The 16,432-nt window shown below is 36.9% G+C and carries 14 protein-coding genes; 4 read left to right on the top strand and 10 right to left on the bottom strand.

Annotation, left to right across the window (positions count from 1 at the left end; translation table 11 throughout):
- The first annotated feature begins 305 nt into the window (after positions 1 to 305).
- The 4 genes from ACKWBX_RS14635 to ACKWBX_RS14620 all read left to right on the top strand — a co-directional run bounded on the left by ACKWBX_RS14635 (position 306) and on the right by ACKWBX_RS14620 (position 3,512).
- On the top strand, positions 306 to 1,514 hold the full coding sequence (locus tag ACKWBX_RS14635; RefSeq protein WP_413969463.1) for a phage integrase SAM-like domain-containing protein: 1,209 nt from the start codon (positions 306 to 308) through the stop codon (positions 1,512 to 1,514).
- Between the two features lie 302 nt (positions 1,515 to 1,816).
- On the top strand, positions 1,817 to 2,161 hold the full coding sequence (mbpA, locus tag ACKWBX_RS14630; protein ID WP_413969462.1) for a mobilization protein MbpA: 345 nt from the start codon (positions 1,817 to 1,819) through the stop codon (positions 2,159 to 2,161).
- Complete coding sequence (locus ACKWBX_RS14625) at positions 2,158 to 3,027, top strand: relaxase/mobilization nuclease domain-containing protein (RefSeq protein ID WP_413969461.1); 870 nt, start codon at positions 2,158 to 2,160, stop codon at positions 3,025 to 3,027. Before mbpA ends, ACKWBX_RS14625 begins: the two co-directional genes overlap by 4 nt.
- Before the next feature lie 17 nt (positions 3,028 to 3,044).
- Entirely contained in the window at positions 3,045 to 3,512 is a 468-nt protein-coding gene (locus ACKWBX_RS14620; protein ID WP_413969460.1) for a DUF6730 family protein, read from the top strand.
- Positions 3,513 to 3,855: 343 nt separating this feature from the next.
- On the opposite strand, the gene ACKWBX_RS14615 is transcribed toward ACKWBX_RS14620, so the two are convergent.
- From ACKWBX_RS14615 to ACKWBX_RS14570, 10 genes are all read right to left on the bottom strand, one after another.
- A complete protein-coding gene (locus tag ACKWBX_RS14615; RefSeq protein WP_413969459.1) occupies positions 3,856 to 4,830 on the bottom strand; it encodes a hypothetical protein in 975 nt (324 codons plus the stop codon).
- Between the two features lie 511 nt (positions 4,831 to 5,341).
- The gene (locus ACKWBX_RS14610) at positions 5,342 to 5,950 is read right to left on the bottom strand and encodes a hypothetical protein (RefSeq protein WP_413969458.1); all 609 of its coding nucleotides are present in this window, start codon (positions 5,948 to 5,950) and stop codon (positions 5,342 to 5,344) included.
- A 575-nt stretch (positions 5,951 to 6,525) separates the two neighbouring features.
- Complete coding sequence (locus ACKWBX_RS14605) at positions 6,526 to 7,224, bottom strand: hypothetical protein (RefSeq protein ID WP_413969457.1); 699 nt, start codon at positions 7,222 to 7,224, stop codon at positions 6,526 to 6,528.
- A gap of 508 nt (positions 7,225 to 7,732) precedes the next feature.
- On the bottom strand, positions 7,733 to 8,845 hold the full coding sequence (locus ACKWBX_RS14600; RefSeq protein WP_413969456.1) for a YaaC family protein: 1,113 nt from the start codon (positions 8,843 to 8,845) through the stop codon (positions 7,733 to 7,735).
- A 582-nt stretch (positions 8,846 to 9,427) separates the two neighbouring features.
- Positions 9,428 to 9,775: a VOC family protein gene (locus ACKWBX_RS14595; RefSeq protein WP_413969455.1), complete on the bottom strand. Its 348-nt coding sequence runs from the start codon at positions 9,773 to 9,775 to the stop codon at positions 9,428 to 9,430.
- Between the two features lie 792 nt (positions 9,776 to 10,567).
- Positions 10,568 to 11,323: an FRG domain-containing protein gene (locus ACKWBX_RS14590; RefSeq protein ID WP_413969454.1), complete on the bottom strand. Its 756-nt coding sequence runs from the start codon at positions 11,321 to 11,323 to the stop codon at positions 10,568 to 10,570.
- Between the two features lie 1,962 nt (positions 11,324 to 13,285).
- Positions 13,286 to 13,888, bottom strand: coding sequence for a hypothetical protein (locus ACKWBX_RS14585; RefSeq protein ID WP_413969453.1), 603 nt, complete (start codon positions 13,886 to 13,888; stop codon positions 13,286 to 13,288).
- A gap of 45 nt (positions 13,889 to 13,933) precedes the next feature.
- On the bottom strand, positions 13,934 to 14,791 hold the full coding sequence (locus tag ACKWBX_RS14580) for an IS3 family transposase (protein WP_413969452.1): 858 nt from the start codon (positions 14,789 to 14,791) through the stop codon (positions 13,934 to 13,936).
- A complete protein-coding gene (locus tag ACKWBX_RS14575; RefSeq protein ID WP_413969451.1) occupies positions 14,791 to 15,141 on the bottom strand; it encodes a transposase in 351 nt (116 codons plus the stop codon). Before ACKWBX_RS14575 ends, ACKWBX_RS14580 begins: the two co-directional genes overlap by 1 nt.
- A 244-nt stretch (positions 15,142 to 15,385) precedes the next feature.
- Entirely contained in the window at positions 15,386 to 16,288 is a 903-nt protein-coding gene (locus ACKWBX_RS14570) for a DUF4238 domain-containing protein (RefSeq protein WP_413969450.1), read from the bottom strand.
- Between the last annotated feature and the right edge of the window lie 144 nt (positions 16,289 to 16,432).

Below are 16,432 nucleotides of genomic sequence, written 5' to 3'. Positions count from 1 at the left end.
TAGGTACCGGTATTGATCTTGGTTTTGTTAAGAAGAAATTAAAATAACATCACTATAACATTCAAGAAACAAAAAGACCATCATAAAAATGATGGTCTTTTTTGTAGCGAGAGAGGGACTTGAACCCTCGGCCTCCGGGTTATGAAAAAGACGACACATGTTATCAAAATAATTCAAATACACTAATATTCAATTAGTTATGAATATTTTAATCTTGTTTGATATCAAATAATAGGGTCTAAAAGCAATAAATGTTGTACCTATGTTGTACCTAAGATTTTGTATCTTTAAAATAAAGATAAGTTATGGCAACGGTACAAGCTGTCCTCAGAAATAAGAAAAATTCACACGATAAATATCCAATTGCCATTCGGATAACTAAAAATCGTAGGTCATCTTTCATTTATACAGGTCAGTATATCGAGAAAAAATTGTGGGATAAAGTCAAGTGCAAAGTAAAGCGTTCACATCCCAATTCTGCCCATTTAAATCAATTGATTTTAACACGGGTATCTGAAGTAAATAGTAAACTTCTAGAATCGGAAATTTCTAAGGAGTATAAATCCGTTCAAACTATAAAGGATAATATTCAGAATAAGAACAGGCATGATTTTTATTCCGTGGCAGAATTATATCTCGCAAACCTTCGAAATAGAAAACAATTCCACCGATATGACAATGAAAAAAGTAGAATTGATCGATTTTTGGAATTCACCAAACATCAAGAATTACCTTTCAATAGTATAACGGTTAATTTACTTCGTAGGTTTGAAACACATCTTCTTCACAAAAAAGGATTGGCATTTCGGACTGTAATGAACTATATAATTCCTATTAGAACCATTTATAATTTGGCCATTGCTGAATCTATTGCCGAAAGGAATAATTATCCATTCGGTCGTGGAAAGTATCAGATTAAATTTCCAGACTCAGAAAAGGTCGGATTAAACGTTGAGGAGGTTCAACTTTTGGAAAATGCAGTTGGCCTGACCGAGGCCCAGCAGCACGCATTGAACGTCTGGCTCTTAAGCTTTTATTTTGCTGGAATTCGAATAACAGATATAATTCAGTTACGATGGAGTGATTTCAGTGATGATCGGTTGCATTACCGTATGAGCAAGAATGATAAACGTGTTTCTTTAAGAATACCGATTAAAGCTAAGTTGATTTTGAATATCTATAGAGAGTCATCAAATGATTCGGAAGAGTTTGTTTTTAAGGAGCTTCGAAACACTGATTTTAATAATGCGAAACAGCTGCGTACTAGAATCAAGACTACAACTAGAAATTTTAACCGACATCTTAAACGCATTGCCAAAAAGGCAGGAATAGATAAAAATTTAAGTATGCATATTGCCAGGCACACCTTTGGTAATATCTCGGGAGATAAAATCCCGATTCAAATGCTACAGAAGTTGTATCGTCATTCCTCGATAACCACTACGATTTCTTATCAGGCTAATTTTATGAATGATGAACAGGACGAGGCTTTAGATAAAGTGGTCAACTTTTAAATTTAAAAGCCCATCCTCAAATCTTACCATAACTTGACCGCGCGGGATCCTGTTTCGATTTTATAGTGTCCAGATGGGTAAGCGTCAGTTAAAATCGAAATAGGGCGCACATGCTATTTTCTTTTTAGTCCCAGTTAGAACTTGTCTTTTTATTGGATTTTGAATTTCCAATGATTGCTGGATTTCCTTGAATATTCCTTAAAAGAACCTTCTTTCCTTAGTTAAAATCAAAGTACTTGCTGCCCCCGCTCAATCCAACAGCTAATTTGTAGTTGGGCGGCAATTCAAGATGTGTCATTGTCATGACAATCTTGCTTTTTCTCCCGAAGGTCGCAAAAGAAAAAAGAAAAGTGAAGCGAGAGTTCGTACAGTTCCGGTGTAGCATTTATGAGAAAAAAATGCTCAAGCTAAAGGCCAAAAAGGCAGGGCTCTCCCTATCCGAATATTGCAGGAGTGCGGCTTTTGAAAACGACATCGTAGAAAGGCTTACCTCGGAACAATTGGAACATTATGCAATGCTGGTCAAGTACAAGAACAACTTTACAAGGATAAGCAATATGTTCAAAAAACGGAATCCCAAATTGGCAAGGGAAGTGGAGCAGCTTGCCAATGAAATACGGATGCATTTATTCAATTTCAAAAAATGATAGGAAAGGGAAAATCAATATCGCATACAGGAGCTTCCATGGGTTATGGATGGAACCAGGAAAAAAGTGCAGAGGTAGTCTACAAGCAACATTTGGCAGGGGATAACCCAAGGGAGATCACAGAGGAGTTCAGGATCATCCAAGAGCAGAACATAAGAACGAAGAACAATACCCTAAGTTTTGTACTAAGTCCGACTATAGAAGATGGGAAGGATTTATCCAGTGAACGGATCCAAGAACTTACCCAAAGATTCATTATTGAAATGAAACTTGAAGAGCATCAGGGAATCGGTTTTGTTCATCGGGACAAACAGCATACCCATGTACATGTATACGTCAATAGGATCAATTTCGATGGGACGGCCTATAAGGACTACTTCATTGGTAAGAGAAGCCAATATGCGGCCGAGTGGGTTGCCAAGGAAATGGGACTTACAACGGCACGGGAAGTACAACAGGAAAAACTAAACGAACTAAAAAGGATACGCAAAGTGATAAAAAAAGTTCATGAAAAGGTAATGACGGAAAAGAGGCCCAGGGATTTCGACCAGTATCTCAAGTATATGAAACAAAACGGGATAAAAGTCATACCAAGCATCAATGGGCAAAACCGGTTACAGGGGTTTAGATTCGATTATAAAGGACATAATCTAAAAGGAAGCGAAGTACACCGTTCAATGTCGGGTAGCAAATTGGCCATTCAAATAGCCAATAACTCTACAATGGGCATCCAACTTAAAAAAGGGGACAAAATCAAGCTAGCGGGAAAGACAACGGGGCTGAGCACGAATATAGCGACCAGTATTGCGAAGAGAGTCTTGAAGAAGGTCATTAAAAGGACATTGGATCGAGGTATAGGAATATAAACGTAAAGAATCGAAGCATGAAAAAGATGGAAGAGATGATGGAACTCCTGACCGAGGAAATTGAAGGGTTCCATAAATCGATAAGCAAGTTGGAAGCCTTGTCAAAGAATTTTAAGGACTTGAAAATAAAGGCCGATACTTCAAGTATCGAAAACTACATAAAAAGCCTTACAAAGGAACAGAAGAAAGCCATAAACATTTACAAAGAGAAAACAACGGAAATCAAACAGGGATTAAGATCGGCACGGATAATCCCGAATTGGTTGGCGACCTTGTTTTGTGTTCTACTATCAATTCAGGTTCTTTCACTTAGTTATTTTGGTTATCACTTCATCCACTTCGAGGAGAGAAACAAAGTAGCATTCATTGAAGGTCAAAAAGAAAGCAATGAAAGCGTAAGACGATATTTCGAAGACCACCCTGTTATTCATGAAGATTTTAAAAATTGGACTAAGAAGAAAGATAGTGTTCCAAATCAAAAGTAGTTATGCGCCCTATCCTGTTTTTGCTTAACGTTTATCTACCGGAACACTGCAAAAACAGGACAGGAACCATGCGCAAAGTTTTAGGGTAAGAATTTGGGACACAATAGTTGCTAAGAATTACCTTGAGATTGAAAAACGAGCTCTTACTATCCTAAACAGCAAAAAAAATCGAGAAGAAGGGAGGACTTTTTTAATGTGTGCTAACGGTCTCGGCTATGATTTCGTTGCGGGGTTGAAATGCGGAGCATTTCCCCCGTATGAAATCCAGCCGTTTATTTGTTTTAAGGTCTCAAGTTAGTCAGAATCTAGCAATGAATTATAGCCAATGTTGTGCGGTCGTTATTTACATCACCTCAATCATTTTATCAGTCCATTCATTAATCTGATTTTCGTCTTCTACGATTTTTTGAATTAATTCAGAATACTCTTTCTCAAGGGCTGAGTTATCAAAAATCAGTTCGTCGTTTTGATATTCCCATTTTCCGTTGTTGGCATTGAGAAATTCCACGATTTCAATCAAATGGTTGCTGTAGTTGATGTGTGAATCTATAAACGGCCTAAAGATTGGTTTTTGAACTGAATCTTTTTTGTTTATGCCTTTCATGACACCTTTCAGCGTCTGATTTTCTTTTGGTATATTTTTATTAAGATCCTCAATTAACGATTTTCTGTTCTGAAAATGACTTTTGTATAGTTCAGATTGCTCCTGATAATATTGTAGTACACCAATTTGGTATTCAAATTCTTTTTGATTATTTAAAACTGAATAATCTAAAATTCTCGGTTCCATAACTGAATCATAAGCTTTTTGCCAAGCTATCATAACGGAGCTGTTAACTGAGTTAAATCTTTGAAGATTTTGATATACTTTTTGCTCATTGCCAGAGCTATTTCTAATCATTTTAGATATTTCTTCATTGAAATTTGCAGAATGCTCTTGATATGCAGAAACAGCATCTCCATCATTATTTATTTTTTCTTTGTATTCTGATACGGATTTGGTGATTTCATTAATACTATCCGATTTTTCTTGGCTTATAACCCCAATTTCTTTTATCATTCCAAAACACAAGAGAGCCAATACAATGTTGAAAGTATGTGTTCCGGCATATTCTTTTCGACCTCTAATTAGCCAAACAAAAAGTGCAGCTATTAACGGTACTATTCCTGCAATTACGATTCCACCAGTTAGTGAACCCAAACTATAAGCATTGACACCATCTTTTCTTAAAAAGATAAAAGCAGAAATTGCTATTACAATCACGGCAAAAATCCAGTTTGCTCTTGAAAGTTTAAAAGGATGTTTAATTTTCTCCATATTTTTAGAATGACGCACAACGCCGCGCTATGTGCAGTCCGGCGAATTTTAAGGAAATATAGCAAAATCCTGTAAAACCATAACGTGAGAAAGGTTCCTCCGCTTAGTCTCTCGTTATGGTTCCCGGCCGGACCGCGCAGCGGTCTTATGGTCTAGGGATTTTGCGGTATTGGGAATAAAATTTGCCGACCGGATTGCATTTAGTGTCCTGATATGTCGAGTAGTTAAGCCGTAGCGGCGATTATGGCAAGAAGGTCCCTTATCCTAGGGATTGAGCAATCTGACAGAGCGCGGCGATGATGTCGACCCGCTTTTGGTGCGGTAGCTGCGCTAGCAGTGCAACAAAAGTACGCCGCAGGCGTATTCGACATCATCGTCTAAGCTATGATTAGTTGCGGTGTGAAATCCGACAGGATTTCGACCCTCAGACTAAACATACTAAATAAGCGTGGATTTTCCGAAGGGAAAATCCGACCGCAATTAATTATAGGTGTTGTTGTGCGTTCGTTTTTTATTCCAAGGTATATTTCTGTTTACTACTAGTTTTGCTCTCTTTCATATATCCTAATTCAATTATAAATTCCGTTACGATAGAGTCCCGCCTTACTTTACCCAAATCAAACTCCCCTATATATTCTCTAATTTGAGTACTTAGGTAAGTTGTATCATTAATTCTGTCAGATGTCACCTTATATTTTAAATCCAGATCAGTGTCAGTTCCAATACCGGCCACAGGATGAAAACCGATTAAGCTGTCTTTTTCGTCATAAATCAGCATTCTTAAGTCCGGAAAATTGCCAGTCGCACCGTCTACAATTGTGATAATTTTCAGTTTGTCGTTATTTTTTTGAATTGAATAGAATTGGTAATAATTAGAATCAACAGCGACATCTCTAAGTCGATATTGATAGTATTTTTTAGCTTGAGCATTGTTCAGAGACTTAAGGTTTAATTTTCCGTCATACCAATCCTGTATATCGAAGTTCTCAAGTCTGAAATATTTGAAATCGGTCGAGTCGATAAATGTTGTACCTGACTTATCTTGTGAAATGTCTTTTTTCTTTGTTGAACAAGCAACTATAAATAGAAAAATGATAAGTATGAGTAATTTTCGGTTCATAGTTTACTAAATGACGCACAACGCCGCGCTATGTGCAGTCCGGCGAATTTTAAGGAAATATAGCAAAATCCTTTCAACCATGACAGGAGAAGTCGGACATCCGCTTTATCTTCTGTCATGGTTCTCGGTCAGGCCTGCCGTGCAGGCCGTGAAGCCTTGGGATTTTGCGTTATTGGGAATAAAATTCGCCGACCGGATTGCATTTAGTGTCCTGATATGTCGAGTGGTTAAGCCGTTGCGGCGATTATGGCAAGAAGGTCCCTTATCCTACGGATTTGGCGATCCGGCATAGCGCGGCGATGATGTCGACCCGCTTTTGGTGCGGTAGCTGCGTTAGCAGTGCAACAAAAGTACGCCGCAGGCGTATTCGACATCATCGGTTGGGCTATGAAACGTAGCGTGCGAATTGACGCTGACATTTCGGATTATCACTTAGCGAAATTTACAATTTTCGCTTTAACTTTCTTTCATTTAAATCGTCAAATTGTAAATTTGGCGGTTTTCGCAAACACACACAAACCTTTCGGAAAGCCTGATTTAGCTATGTTTTATAGCCGTTGTTGTGAGCTGGCTTTTTATTTTTTTAGTGTAATTGCACCTAATGGAATAATTCCAGAACCATGAGGCGCTATACTCATTTTATAGTATAGGTCTTGTTCTTTCAAGATAAGTCCAGCCCTTGGGGTTCCAGCTGCTTCATAAGATAATGTTATTACATAAAAAATATACTCCTCATTAGGATTAATGGTTCTTTGTAATATGCTGGCATTATCAAAATTTGCGTCTAAATATGACTTTATTTCAGTTAAGCCATAGTTAAATTTTGAAAGTTTATTAACCGAGAATTTTTCTTTAGGTAAAAATAACTTCAAGTATGAGTCAGGTGGAGTGAAAATTGGAAATGAATCAGCGGGAACATTTATGTTCAACTCTAAAGGGATATCAGTTTCATTTATTATTCGAGTCCAAAAGGCTGCAAACCCATGTAATTTTCCAGCTGAGTTAGAATATTGTAATCCATTCGGTTCAATCATTCCTCCCTTTGGGAAACTGTTTTGTACGGTAATCCTTTTTCCATTAACGAGGGTGTATGTAGTATCCGCGTAGATGTATTTTTCAAAATCATGATTCCGTGATGGTTGTCCCTTATTACTATGGGCAATGGTTTTTATTTCCGATTGAATGGCTACTTTTTCTGTTTTCGATGTACTTTTTTGTTTGCAAGAACAAAACCATACTATGGAACAAATCGATATTATTAAAACTCTTTTCATATTTAGCTTGCTCACAACGCCGCGCTATGTGCAGTCCGGCGAATTTTAAGGAAATATAGCAAAATCCTTTCAACCATGACAGGAGAAGTCGGACATCCGCTTTATCTTCTGTCATGGTTCTCGGTCAGGCCTGCCGTGCAGGCCGTGAAGCCTTGGGATTTTGCGTTATTGGGAATAAAATTCGCCGACCGGATTGCATTTAGTGTCCTGATATGTCGAGTGGTTAAGCCGTTGCGGCGATTATGGCAAGAAGGTCCCTTATCCTACGGATTTGGCGATCCGGCATAGCGCGGCGATGATGTCGACCCGCTTTTGGTGCGGTAGCTGCGTTAGCAGTGCAACAAAAGTACGCCGCAGGCGTATTCGACATCATCGGCTTTGAATAAGCGCAGTACGGGCTCGGAGCGGTGTAGGGTTATGGTTATCTCTTTTGATTTTAAGACCTAAGAGGTTCAATTTCAACATAGTGGCCCGTATTGCGTTTATTCGTTGTTGTGCAACGTTTTTCCTATTCGATTTTTGCCATTGGAATTGCACATATTTGATTTGTTATGTGGCTTACCAAAAGGTAAAAAAATTGATTTGGACAAGAACTAACAGCTTCTTGAACAAGTGCTTGATATTTACCTTTTAAAATCTCGTTGTTTAAGGTTGGTCTGTATCTCGCAACTGTACCTATATAATATCCAAACGCCAAGGTTGCGGACAATCTATGCATTCGACTTGGCTCCAAGTTCAAATAACTCCGATAACCATTTCTAGTTATCAATTGATTGATTCTTAGTGGTAAAATATCGGCGCATATTCGTTTATAAGCTCGACGATGGCTTATATCTGAATTACAAGTATAGTTGAATATCAATTTTGACCTAAAATACTTTTTCCCAGAATCGGCGTTGCAATCAATAGGATAGATTTTTTGTTTAAAAACTCCTTTCAAGAGTTTATCAGTCTTCATTATTTTATCAAATTTTTTTTCGTAGGCTATCGTGTAATAAATCCGATTCCTGTTTTTATTAGTCCTAATTGTAATATCTATAGGTAAATGTTTTCTTTTTGTGCCAGGAAATAAATTTAGCGCATACCCAATCTCGTGTACTTCTGGGAGTTCTCGTAAAATTTCATCAAACTTAATTTCTAATCCATCTCCATTATTTATTTCTATTCCGATGGTCTTTGCGAACTCATGAAATATAGAAATACCTTCATTTCCAATGGTCGTTAGCTTCAACTGAAGTTTTTTATCAGAAGGAAGAGAAAGACCGTGGTGTTCCATCTTGGTCTCCAAATCATATCCTTTGACGAGGAGAAATGTTTTAACAAGATTTATGAAAGTGTAGTAAATTAAAGTCCCTTTTGAAGGCATTTTAGCCTGCTGTGATGAATTATGAAAACCTTCTGACAATTCAGCAAAATATTTTGCTTTAATAAGTAAACTCCTTTGTTTTCCCCTATCACGTTTAATACGATTTATTTTGTTGTCTAACCATGCCTGCAGATAGCTAAATGGGTCTGATGTTAGGATAAAGGGCGCTCCCGAATCATTCTTAAATGGAAAGTATTTTACAGCTTTAAAATCTCGTCTTACCTGCTCTCCAAGCTCGTCTTCAATTTGTGTCATTTAGTTCAGGTGGTTAATTTAAATGTTGCACAACGCCGCGCTATGTGCAGTCCGGCGAATTTTAAGGAAATATAGCAAAATCCTGTAAAACCATAACGTGAGAAAGGTTCCTCCGCTTAGTCTCTCGTTATGGTTCCCGGCCGGACCGCGCAGCGGTCTTATGGTCTAGGGATTTTGCGGTATTGGGAATAAAATTTGCCGACCGGATTGCATTTAGTGTCCTGATATGTCGAGTAGTTAAGCCGTAGCGGCGATTATGGCAAGAAGGTCCCTTATCCTAGGGATTGAGCAATCTGACAGAGCGCGGCGATGATGTCGACCCGCTTTTGGTGCGGTAGCTGCGCTAGCAGTGCAACAAAAGTACGCCGCAGGCGTATTCGACATCATCGTTAAATATATGGCAAGTTGTGCAGAAAATAAGCGATTAATTTCGAATTAAGCACAAGCCAAATCTTTTTATTTTGTTTTAATTTTTCTCTTTTAATACCAAATCAAAAGATTTGGCGACTTTGCAAATAGACAACAACCTTTCGATTAAGCACTAATCGCCCAATTTGCTATATATAGTGTTGTATGGCGTTTTTATTTGTTTTTCAATTCTATTTTTCGTCCATCTAAGTCTTGAATAACAGCAATAATTCCCCATTCAGTTTCTTTAATGTCAGATTTTATAATCCAATCAGTATCTTTTAATCTATCAATGACCACACTTAAATCATAAATATCAAATCCAAGTCTAAGATTTCCGTCAGCTTTTTTCATTGATTTTGTTAAAGGGTAAATCTCAAAAACAAATCCATTCTGCTCAGATGCATAATGGTAAGGTCCTTTTCTGTGTCTATGATAGTCAAACTCAAAACCAAGCTTTTCGTATTGTTCTTTTAAAATTTCTGGATTTTCAGTTCTTATTACAAGAAGATTAATATTCATTTTAAATGTCAATTTATTGTTCAGTTAGTTTTGTCTTTAAGGAATTCAGAGGTTTTTCCATTCCAGTAACACTTTATGCATCTCCCGTTATCAAACTTGTGAGAGCAGTTTTTATATCCGTATAATTTATGTGAACAGTCAGGACATAGGTTAGTCATTTTTGAAGTGAATTTATAGTACTCAGAACTACATTCATTACATACTTTTGTCTCTTTATTCATTTTTTTGTAATGCCATACAACGCCGCGCTATGTGCAGTCCGGCGAATTTTAAGGAAATATAGCAAAATCCTTTCAACCATGACAGGAGAAGTCGGACATCCGCTTTATCTTCTGTCATGGTTCTCGGTCAGGCCTGCCGTGCAGGCCGTGAAGCCTTGGGATTTTGCGTTATTGGGAATAAAATTCGCCGACCGGATTGCATTTAGTGTCCTGATATGTCGAGTGGTTAAGCCGTTGCGGCGATTATGGCAAGAAGGTCCCTTATCCTACGGATTTGGCGATCCGGCATAGCGCGGCGATGATGTCGACCCGCTTTTGGTGCGGTAGCTGCGTTAGCAGTGCAACAAAAGTACGCCGCAGGCGTATTCGACATCATCGGGATTGAATATGAAACGTAGCGTGTCTTAGCGACGCTGGTTCTTGGTATTGTATTGGAGCCGTATTTTCGGATTCTCTTTTTACCTTATTTTTTCTTAAAAGTTGAATCCGAAAATTCGGCGGTCTTTCCGGGCATTAATTCTCTCGAAAGCCTTAATGTAGCTATGTTTTATATTCGTTGTTGTGCGCTGGCCTATTCGTCAGTTTTTTTTGCAAATCTCCAAGTCAGATGTCGACAAAAACCATCTAAATCGGGGAATATTGTAAAGTTATTCACTCCTAAAATATTCAATTCACTCCTTATATTCGCAAAATTTTCATGGGGTATAATAAGCTTAGTTAATTTGTCTTTAAAATTAGAAACAGTTTCAAACTGGTACATTTTTCCTTTGTCATTTATTTTATGAACTGTAAAGACTCCTGATTGAGCCGAGATTCGTCTCGAAACAACGGTTGAGCGAAATATCTTTGTTATTTTATTTGAAAGTGGGTCGGTTTTATCGGTATTGGTTCTGAAGTCATCAACGTTAGCGGCTAAAACCCAAACTACTCCATTCATTAATTTTCCGTCGTCGTCTTTTTTAGGTTCACTTTGAACAGCAAACCACATTGCCGCCAAAGCGTTAAAAGTCCAATCTAATAGTCTTGTTGGAAGTCCGTGATGTTGTGCAAGCGCTAATAAGTCCCAATTGTTTTCTGGTCTAAACTCCGATAGAGGTAGAATTCCACGCTTAAATTCCTTCAAAATAAGCTTTTCTGTTTTTGCAATTTTATCTTTATTGATACGCAAATTCAATCTTGCTATTTTGGGCAAAAGAGGTTTGTCCACTCCTTGGCCCCGAAATAATAATTCAGAGTTATTTCCTAAAGTCTCGTTTTTAGCCTTGAAATCACTCACATATTTAACAAATTCTGTCGAACTTTTAATTTTTTCGGTTTTGTTTGTCATTTAGTAGTATTGTTTTTGGCTTGCGCACAACGGTGAAATGTATGGCTAGTGCGGCGCAGAAATGCAGGGCATTTCAAGCCTAGCACGAGGCAATACTTTTTTTGATTTTAAATTAAGAATAAAAATACGAATAAAAGTATTGCCGGGACTGAAAACAAAAACTTACTTCGAGCCACCCAAGCCGCCCGCATTAGCTATACATAGTGTTACCAACTTTTTTAAATCAGGCAGCCAAAATATGCAAGAGTACTGTTTTATTCGCCAATAGCGAAAAAGGAAAATCTTCCCGTTATACACAACAAGCCGAAATAGGGCAGCACCACGAGAACGATTTGAATAAAAACTGACTTACAGGATAGTAATATAAAGCTGGCGTACGTCATCAGTAAAATCGCAAAAAATAGACTGCGAAAAAAGCGTACAACGATAAACACAAAGAGAATTTGTTCTTGAGCTTTTTTGCGCCAACCAACTCTAGCAAAACCTACACAAAAATACAGAGACCAAAAGCAAGTAAACCTAAAAAAAAGCGTACCACGATAAACACACAGTATATTTATTTTTAGAGCTTTTTTACGTGAACAAAACAGAAAACATTAGCGGACAGAACCAAGCCATTTGTGTTTTTACAGACTTTTATTGTTGGTAACGGTGAAATGTATGGCTAGTGCGGCGCAGAAATGCAGGGCATTTCAAGCCTAGCACGAGGCAATACTTTTTTTGATTTTAAATTAAGAATAAAAATACGAATAAAAGTATTGCCGGGACTGAAAACAAAAACTTACTTCGAGCCACCCAAGCCGCCCGCATTAGCTATACATAGTGTTACCAACTTTTTTAAATCAGGCAGCCAAAATATGCAAGAGTACTGTTTTATTCGCCAATAGCGAAAAAGGAAAATCTTCCCGTTATACACAACAAGCCGAAATAGGGCAGCACCACGAGAACGATTTGAATAAAAACTGACTTACAGGATAGTAATATAAAGCTGGCGTACGTCATCAGTAAAATCGCAAAAAATAGACTGCGAAAAAAGCGTACAACGATAAACACAAAGAGAATTTGTTCTTGAGCTTTTTTGCGCCAACCAACTCTAGCAAAACCTACACAAAAATACAGAGACCAAAAGCAAGTAAACCTAAAAAAAAGCGTACCACGATAAACACACAGTATATTTATTTTTAGAGCTTTTTTACGTGAACAAAACAGAAAACATTAGCGGACAGAACCAAGCCATTTGTGTTTTTACAGACTTTTATTGTTGGTAACGGTTCGGCTATGATTAGTGCGGCGCGAAAATCCGACGCATTTCCAGCGGCGCGCTAAGCAAAAGCTATTGGTTTTGTTTTTTCTTTTTTGTTCGAAAGCAAAATCGGAAAGATTTTGCGACTTTATAAATATAAACAGACCTTGGCTTAAAGACCAAAGTCCGTATTAATTATAGGCATTGTTGGCAAATCGTTTTTTCCGTCCGAGTTAGCTTTTCCATACGATTGGTAAGTCCATCAACATAACAGTTGCGTCAGAGTGAAGTCCAAAAAGAGTTTTAAAATCCACTACTTAAGAGGAATAACGATAACATTAGCCCACATTAAGACCAGAAAGATAAAAATCATTATTCCGACCAACCAGTTAAGTGCGTTCTGTTTGCGTTCAGAAAAGAATCCAGGTGCTTTTTCCACTAACTTTGGATTCGTTGCTTCTAATCTTTTTTTTAGTCGATTATTATTCAGTTTTGAGATTCCCTTGAGGATGAAAAAACCCACAATAAATAATAATGTAAACCCGATTTTTACTTTTAGTTCCAAATCTTTTCAAAATGTTTGCCAACGGTTTGTGTATGATTAGTTGCGGGATGGTTCGCGAGAAACATTCCGCTGTTGGCTAAGATAATTAATGCGAGAGATTTTCCGATGGGAAAATCCGTAGCAATTAATTATACACGTTGTTGTAAAACGTTTTTTAATCAATTGGGATTTCAATAAATTCCGACATCACTTTTCCATTTTTAGAATTTATTTTTATCACTTTTGATTGATTATTTTTCAGTTTACTTTTCAAAGTCCAAATTAGTTTCTTTTTTTCATAATCAATTTCCCAAAAATATATTTCATTCAGTCCGTTTTTATTTCCGATTTCAAGTGCTTTTTTTAAGTCTATTTTTGTCTTGTTTCGTAAAACTTTTAAATATGGTTCTAATATTTCTTGAGTATCTTTTGAATTCCAAGGTGTTGTGCAATTAAGATTAAATGGGACTGACAATTCGGTCAATTCAAGGTTTTCGTCCGATATTTTATAGTTAATCCAAAATTGTATCGCTGGATGTTCAGATTTTTTAAATTCCGCTAAACTTATCCGTTCGAGTCCTTTTTCTGGATTATGAATTTCTATGATTGTTTTTGATTCTTCAAATTTGAAATTTGTTTTTAATAATTCATTTCCAACAACAAATCGTAATTTTTCTTCCGCTCGATCTTTCGCACAATAAATTATTCCCTCGATAAAGTTTTGAGAGTTAGAAACTCCAAAATTCAGAAGCAATATAATTGTTATTGGAATTTTCATTCAAATGTCACGTCCTAAAATACGGCTACAGGTTAATACTTGTTTTTAAGCGGCATATTGGTGCACGTAATTAGGTGTTTTATATTCTAAAGATAAATGCAATCTTTTATTGTTGTACAATTTGATTGCGTTTTTGGTCGCTTTTTTAGCTTGGACCACGCTGGTAAAGGTTTGGTCGAGATAGAATTCGTCTTTGAGTATTCCGTTTACCCTTTCGGCCATTGCGTTTTCATAGCAATGATTTTCTTCGGTCATACTGATTTCTATTTTCTTTCTTTTTAATATTCGGGTGTAAATGTTGCTACAGTATTGAATACCCCTGTCCGAATGATGAATAAGCTGTTTAATGTTCTTAGCATTGTAAATTGCTTTGTTGAGTGCCCTTACACAGCCTTTTAGTTCAAGACTATCACTTAGGTCGAAGCCTACTATTTTTCTTGAATACATATCTGTTATGAGCGCCAGATAGCAGAATCCCTTTATGGTTCTGATATAGGTGATATCCGAGGCCCAAACTTGATTGGGTCTATATATTTTCAGGTCTTTTATGATGTTCCCGTATTTATAGAACCTGTGGTGCGAGTTGGTCGTTCTGGAGGAGTACTTTTTTCTCCTTATGAGCAGCCCGTTCTCCCTCAAGATACGGAATAGCTGGTCCCTGCCGATTTTCAGGCGATGTTTTCGAAAGTCGTCATGTAGGGATTTCATCAGTTTTCTAGTGCCTTCCCTAGGCAGGGTCCTTCTGCTATTTCGAACAAGTCCGACAACGATTTGTTCTACTTCTTTTTTAGCTAGATACCGTTTATGGAATTTGTAATAGGCATCTCTTTTTAAGGAGAAAGCATCACATATAGCTTCGATAGTGAACTGCCTCTCCTTTCGGTTTTTAGGTGCTGTTTTCATTAGGGCTCGATGTTTAAGTTTTTTTTTAATTCTTCGACATCTTTATATCCCAGGTTCTCAGCAGCTACTTCAAGATAACTGTCCGTTACTAGCTTATCAAGGTCCTTTTTGATAAGAAGGTCTTTAAGTTGTTTTAGCTCTTTCTGAAGGGCTTTGATACGGCTTAATTCATCGTCTGTTTGCACGGTTACACGGGTGTTCATTAGATCTTTACGGTCATACTTCTTGATCCATACATTGATTGTACTGGATTGTATACCGTAAGTTAATGCAATTTGTCTTTTGGAATGGTTTCCCTTGGTAAGTTCTGCTAATACTTTGAGTTTGAAGCTTTCGCTATAACGTCTCACGTATCCATCATTTTTATACATATACATTTGTTTTTTGTATACATATTTCAGGACGGGTCAAAATGTTTTACAACGGTTGAGCTATGAACAGTACGGGAGCAAACTAGCGTTTGCTTTCCGCCACGTACATAGCAAAATCTTTTTGTTTTGATTTAATTTTTCCTGTCCAGAGCAAAATCCGAAAGATTTTGCGGACTTCATAAAAATACACAAACCCTGCGTTTAAGCCCGAAGCCCGTATTGTTTATAGGTTTTGTTGTGTGTCGTTTTCTTTTATATACGCGAATATCTTTTTTCTTAATTCAGCAGTATTCTTAAAATGTTTATTATAAAATTCGTTCAGAGAATGATAATAACGCATATCTGAAAAGCTAACGTATTTGACAGCTTGTTTGAAAACTAAAGTGTCCACTAAGAGCTTGAAAACTAGATTGTACTCTTTTGTTTTATTTGCTCTAATAAAGAACATATTACCGGACATAGGAAAAATGAAATCATCTTCATAAACTTTTGGTTTGTTCTCACTTTCAAATAATACAGGATTGTCCGAGCAAACATATGGCAGTCCCTCTATAAATGGTTGAATAGTTAATGGTGTTCTACAGTTAACCATCTTAACCGTATCAACCATTGACATTAGAAATCCAAGACTTTTTTTAAACTCCGAATCGTTTTTTAATTTTTCTTCAAATTTAATTGTGTTTTCATCTGTAGAACCATCTTCGTTTTTTACAAAAAGTCCAAAACCTTTTAAATCTTCTTTCTGTAAGTATTCTTCTAAATCATTTCTTCTGTGAGGTAATCTCCAATACATTAGATTAACAAAATTTTGAAGCATTGGCATATCATTTTCGGATACAGAGAATTTATTTTCAGGTCCAGATGACTGAATTTGCTCAAATAAGTTTGAGATTTTATCATCAAATCGAGCCAAGAATTTTGTTTCGAGAAAATCATCTTTTTCTCCGTCTTTAAAAAAGGTGTTTGCATCTTTTTCAAAAAAGTACGAGGATGGTGAAAATTCTTTTCCTTTTTTTATAAATCTATTCTGCTCTTTGTCGAAGATTAAAAACTTTTGATTTTGGTTTGTAAACCCTTTGAGATAGAAAACAGGTAAATAATGATGTCGCCAAGAAATATTCTTCATTTTTAGTCAAATGACACACAACGGTCTCGGCTATGAATAGTTGCGTGGGTTAGCACGGACTTTCGCAAGTGCACGACAAGCTGAAAATTCCGCAGGAATTTTCAGGATAAGCCTGTAAAAGCAATTACTTATAGCCATTGTTGT

This window comes from Maribacter algae (assembly GCF_047345745.1).
In the GTDB taxonomy this organism is placed as follows: Bacteria; Bacteroidota; Bacteroidia; order Flavobacteriales; family Flavobacteriaceae; genus Maribacter.
Note: the sequence above shows the minus strand (reverse complement) of the source record. Positions and strands in the feature narration are given on the sequence as shown.

What these genes read in the sequence shown, in the direction of transcription:
- ACKWBX_RS14635 (WP_413969463.1), top strand. Translation starts at nt 306, where the DNA reads ATGGCAACGGTACAAGCTGTCCTCAGAAATAAGAAAAATTCACACGAT.
- mbpA (WP_413969462.1), top strand. Translation starts at nt 1,817, where the DNA reads ATGACAATCTTGCTTTTTCTCCCGAAGGTCGCAAAAGAAAAAAGAAAA.
- ACKWBX_RS14625 (WP_413969461.1), top strand. Translation starts at nt 2,158, where the DNA reads ATGATAGGAAAGGGAAAATCAATATCGCATACAGGAGCTTCCATGGGT.
- ACKWBX_RS14620 (WP_413969460.1), top strand. Translation starts at nt 3,045, where the DNA reads ATGAAAAAGATGGAAGAGATGATGGAACTCCTGACCGAGGAAATTGAA.
- ACKWBX_RS14615 (WP_413969459.1), bottom strand. Translation starts at nt 4,830, where the DNA reads ATGGAGAAAATTAAACATCCTTTTAAACTTTCAAGAGCAAACTGGATT.
- ACKWBX_RS14610 (WP_413969458.1), bottom strand. Translation starts at nt 5,950, where the DNA reads ATGAACCGAAAATTACTCATACTTATCATTTTTCTATTTATAGTTGCT.
- ACKWBX_RS14605 (WP_413969457.1), bottom strand. Translation starts at nt 7,224, where the DNA reads ATGAAAAGAGTTTTAATAATATCGATTTGTTCCATAGTATGGTTTTGT.
- ACKWBX_RS14600 (WP_413969456.1), bottom strand. Translation starts at nt 8,845, where the DNA reads ATGACACAAATTGAAGACGAGCTTGGAGAGCAGGTAAGACGAGATTTT.
- ACKWBX_RS14595 (WP_413969455.1), bottom strand. Translation starts at nt 9,775, where the DNA reads ATGAATATTAATCTTCTTGTAATAAGAACTGAAAATCCAGAAATTTTA.
- ACKWBX_RS14590 (WP_413969454.1), bottom strand. Translation starts at nt 11,323, where the DNA reads ATGACAAACAAAACCGAAAAAATTAAAAGTTCGACAGAATTTGTTAAA.
- ACKWBX_RS14585 (WP_413969453.1), bottom strand. Translation starts at nt 13,888, where the DNA reads ATGAAAATTCCAATAACAATTATATTGCTTCTGAATTTTGGAGTTTCT.
- ACKWBX_RS14580 (WP_413969452.1), bottom strand. Translation starts at nt 14,791, where the DNA reads ATGAAAACAGCACCTAAAAACCGAAAGGAGAGGCAGTTCACTATCGAA.
- ACKWBX_RS14570 (WP_413969450.1), bottom strand. Translation starts at nt 16,288, where the DNA reads ATGAAGAATATTTCTTGGCGACATCATTATTTACCTGTTTTCTATCTC.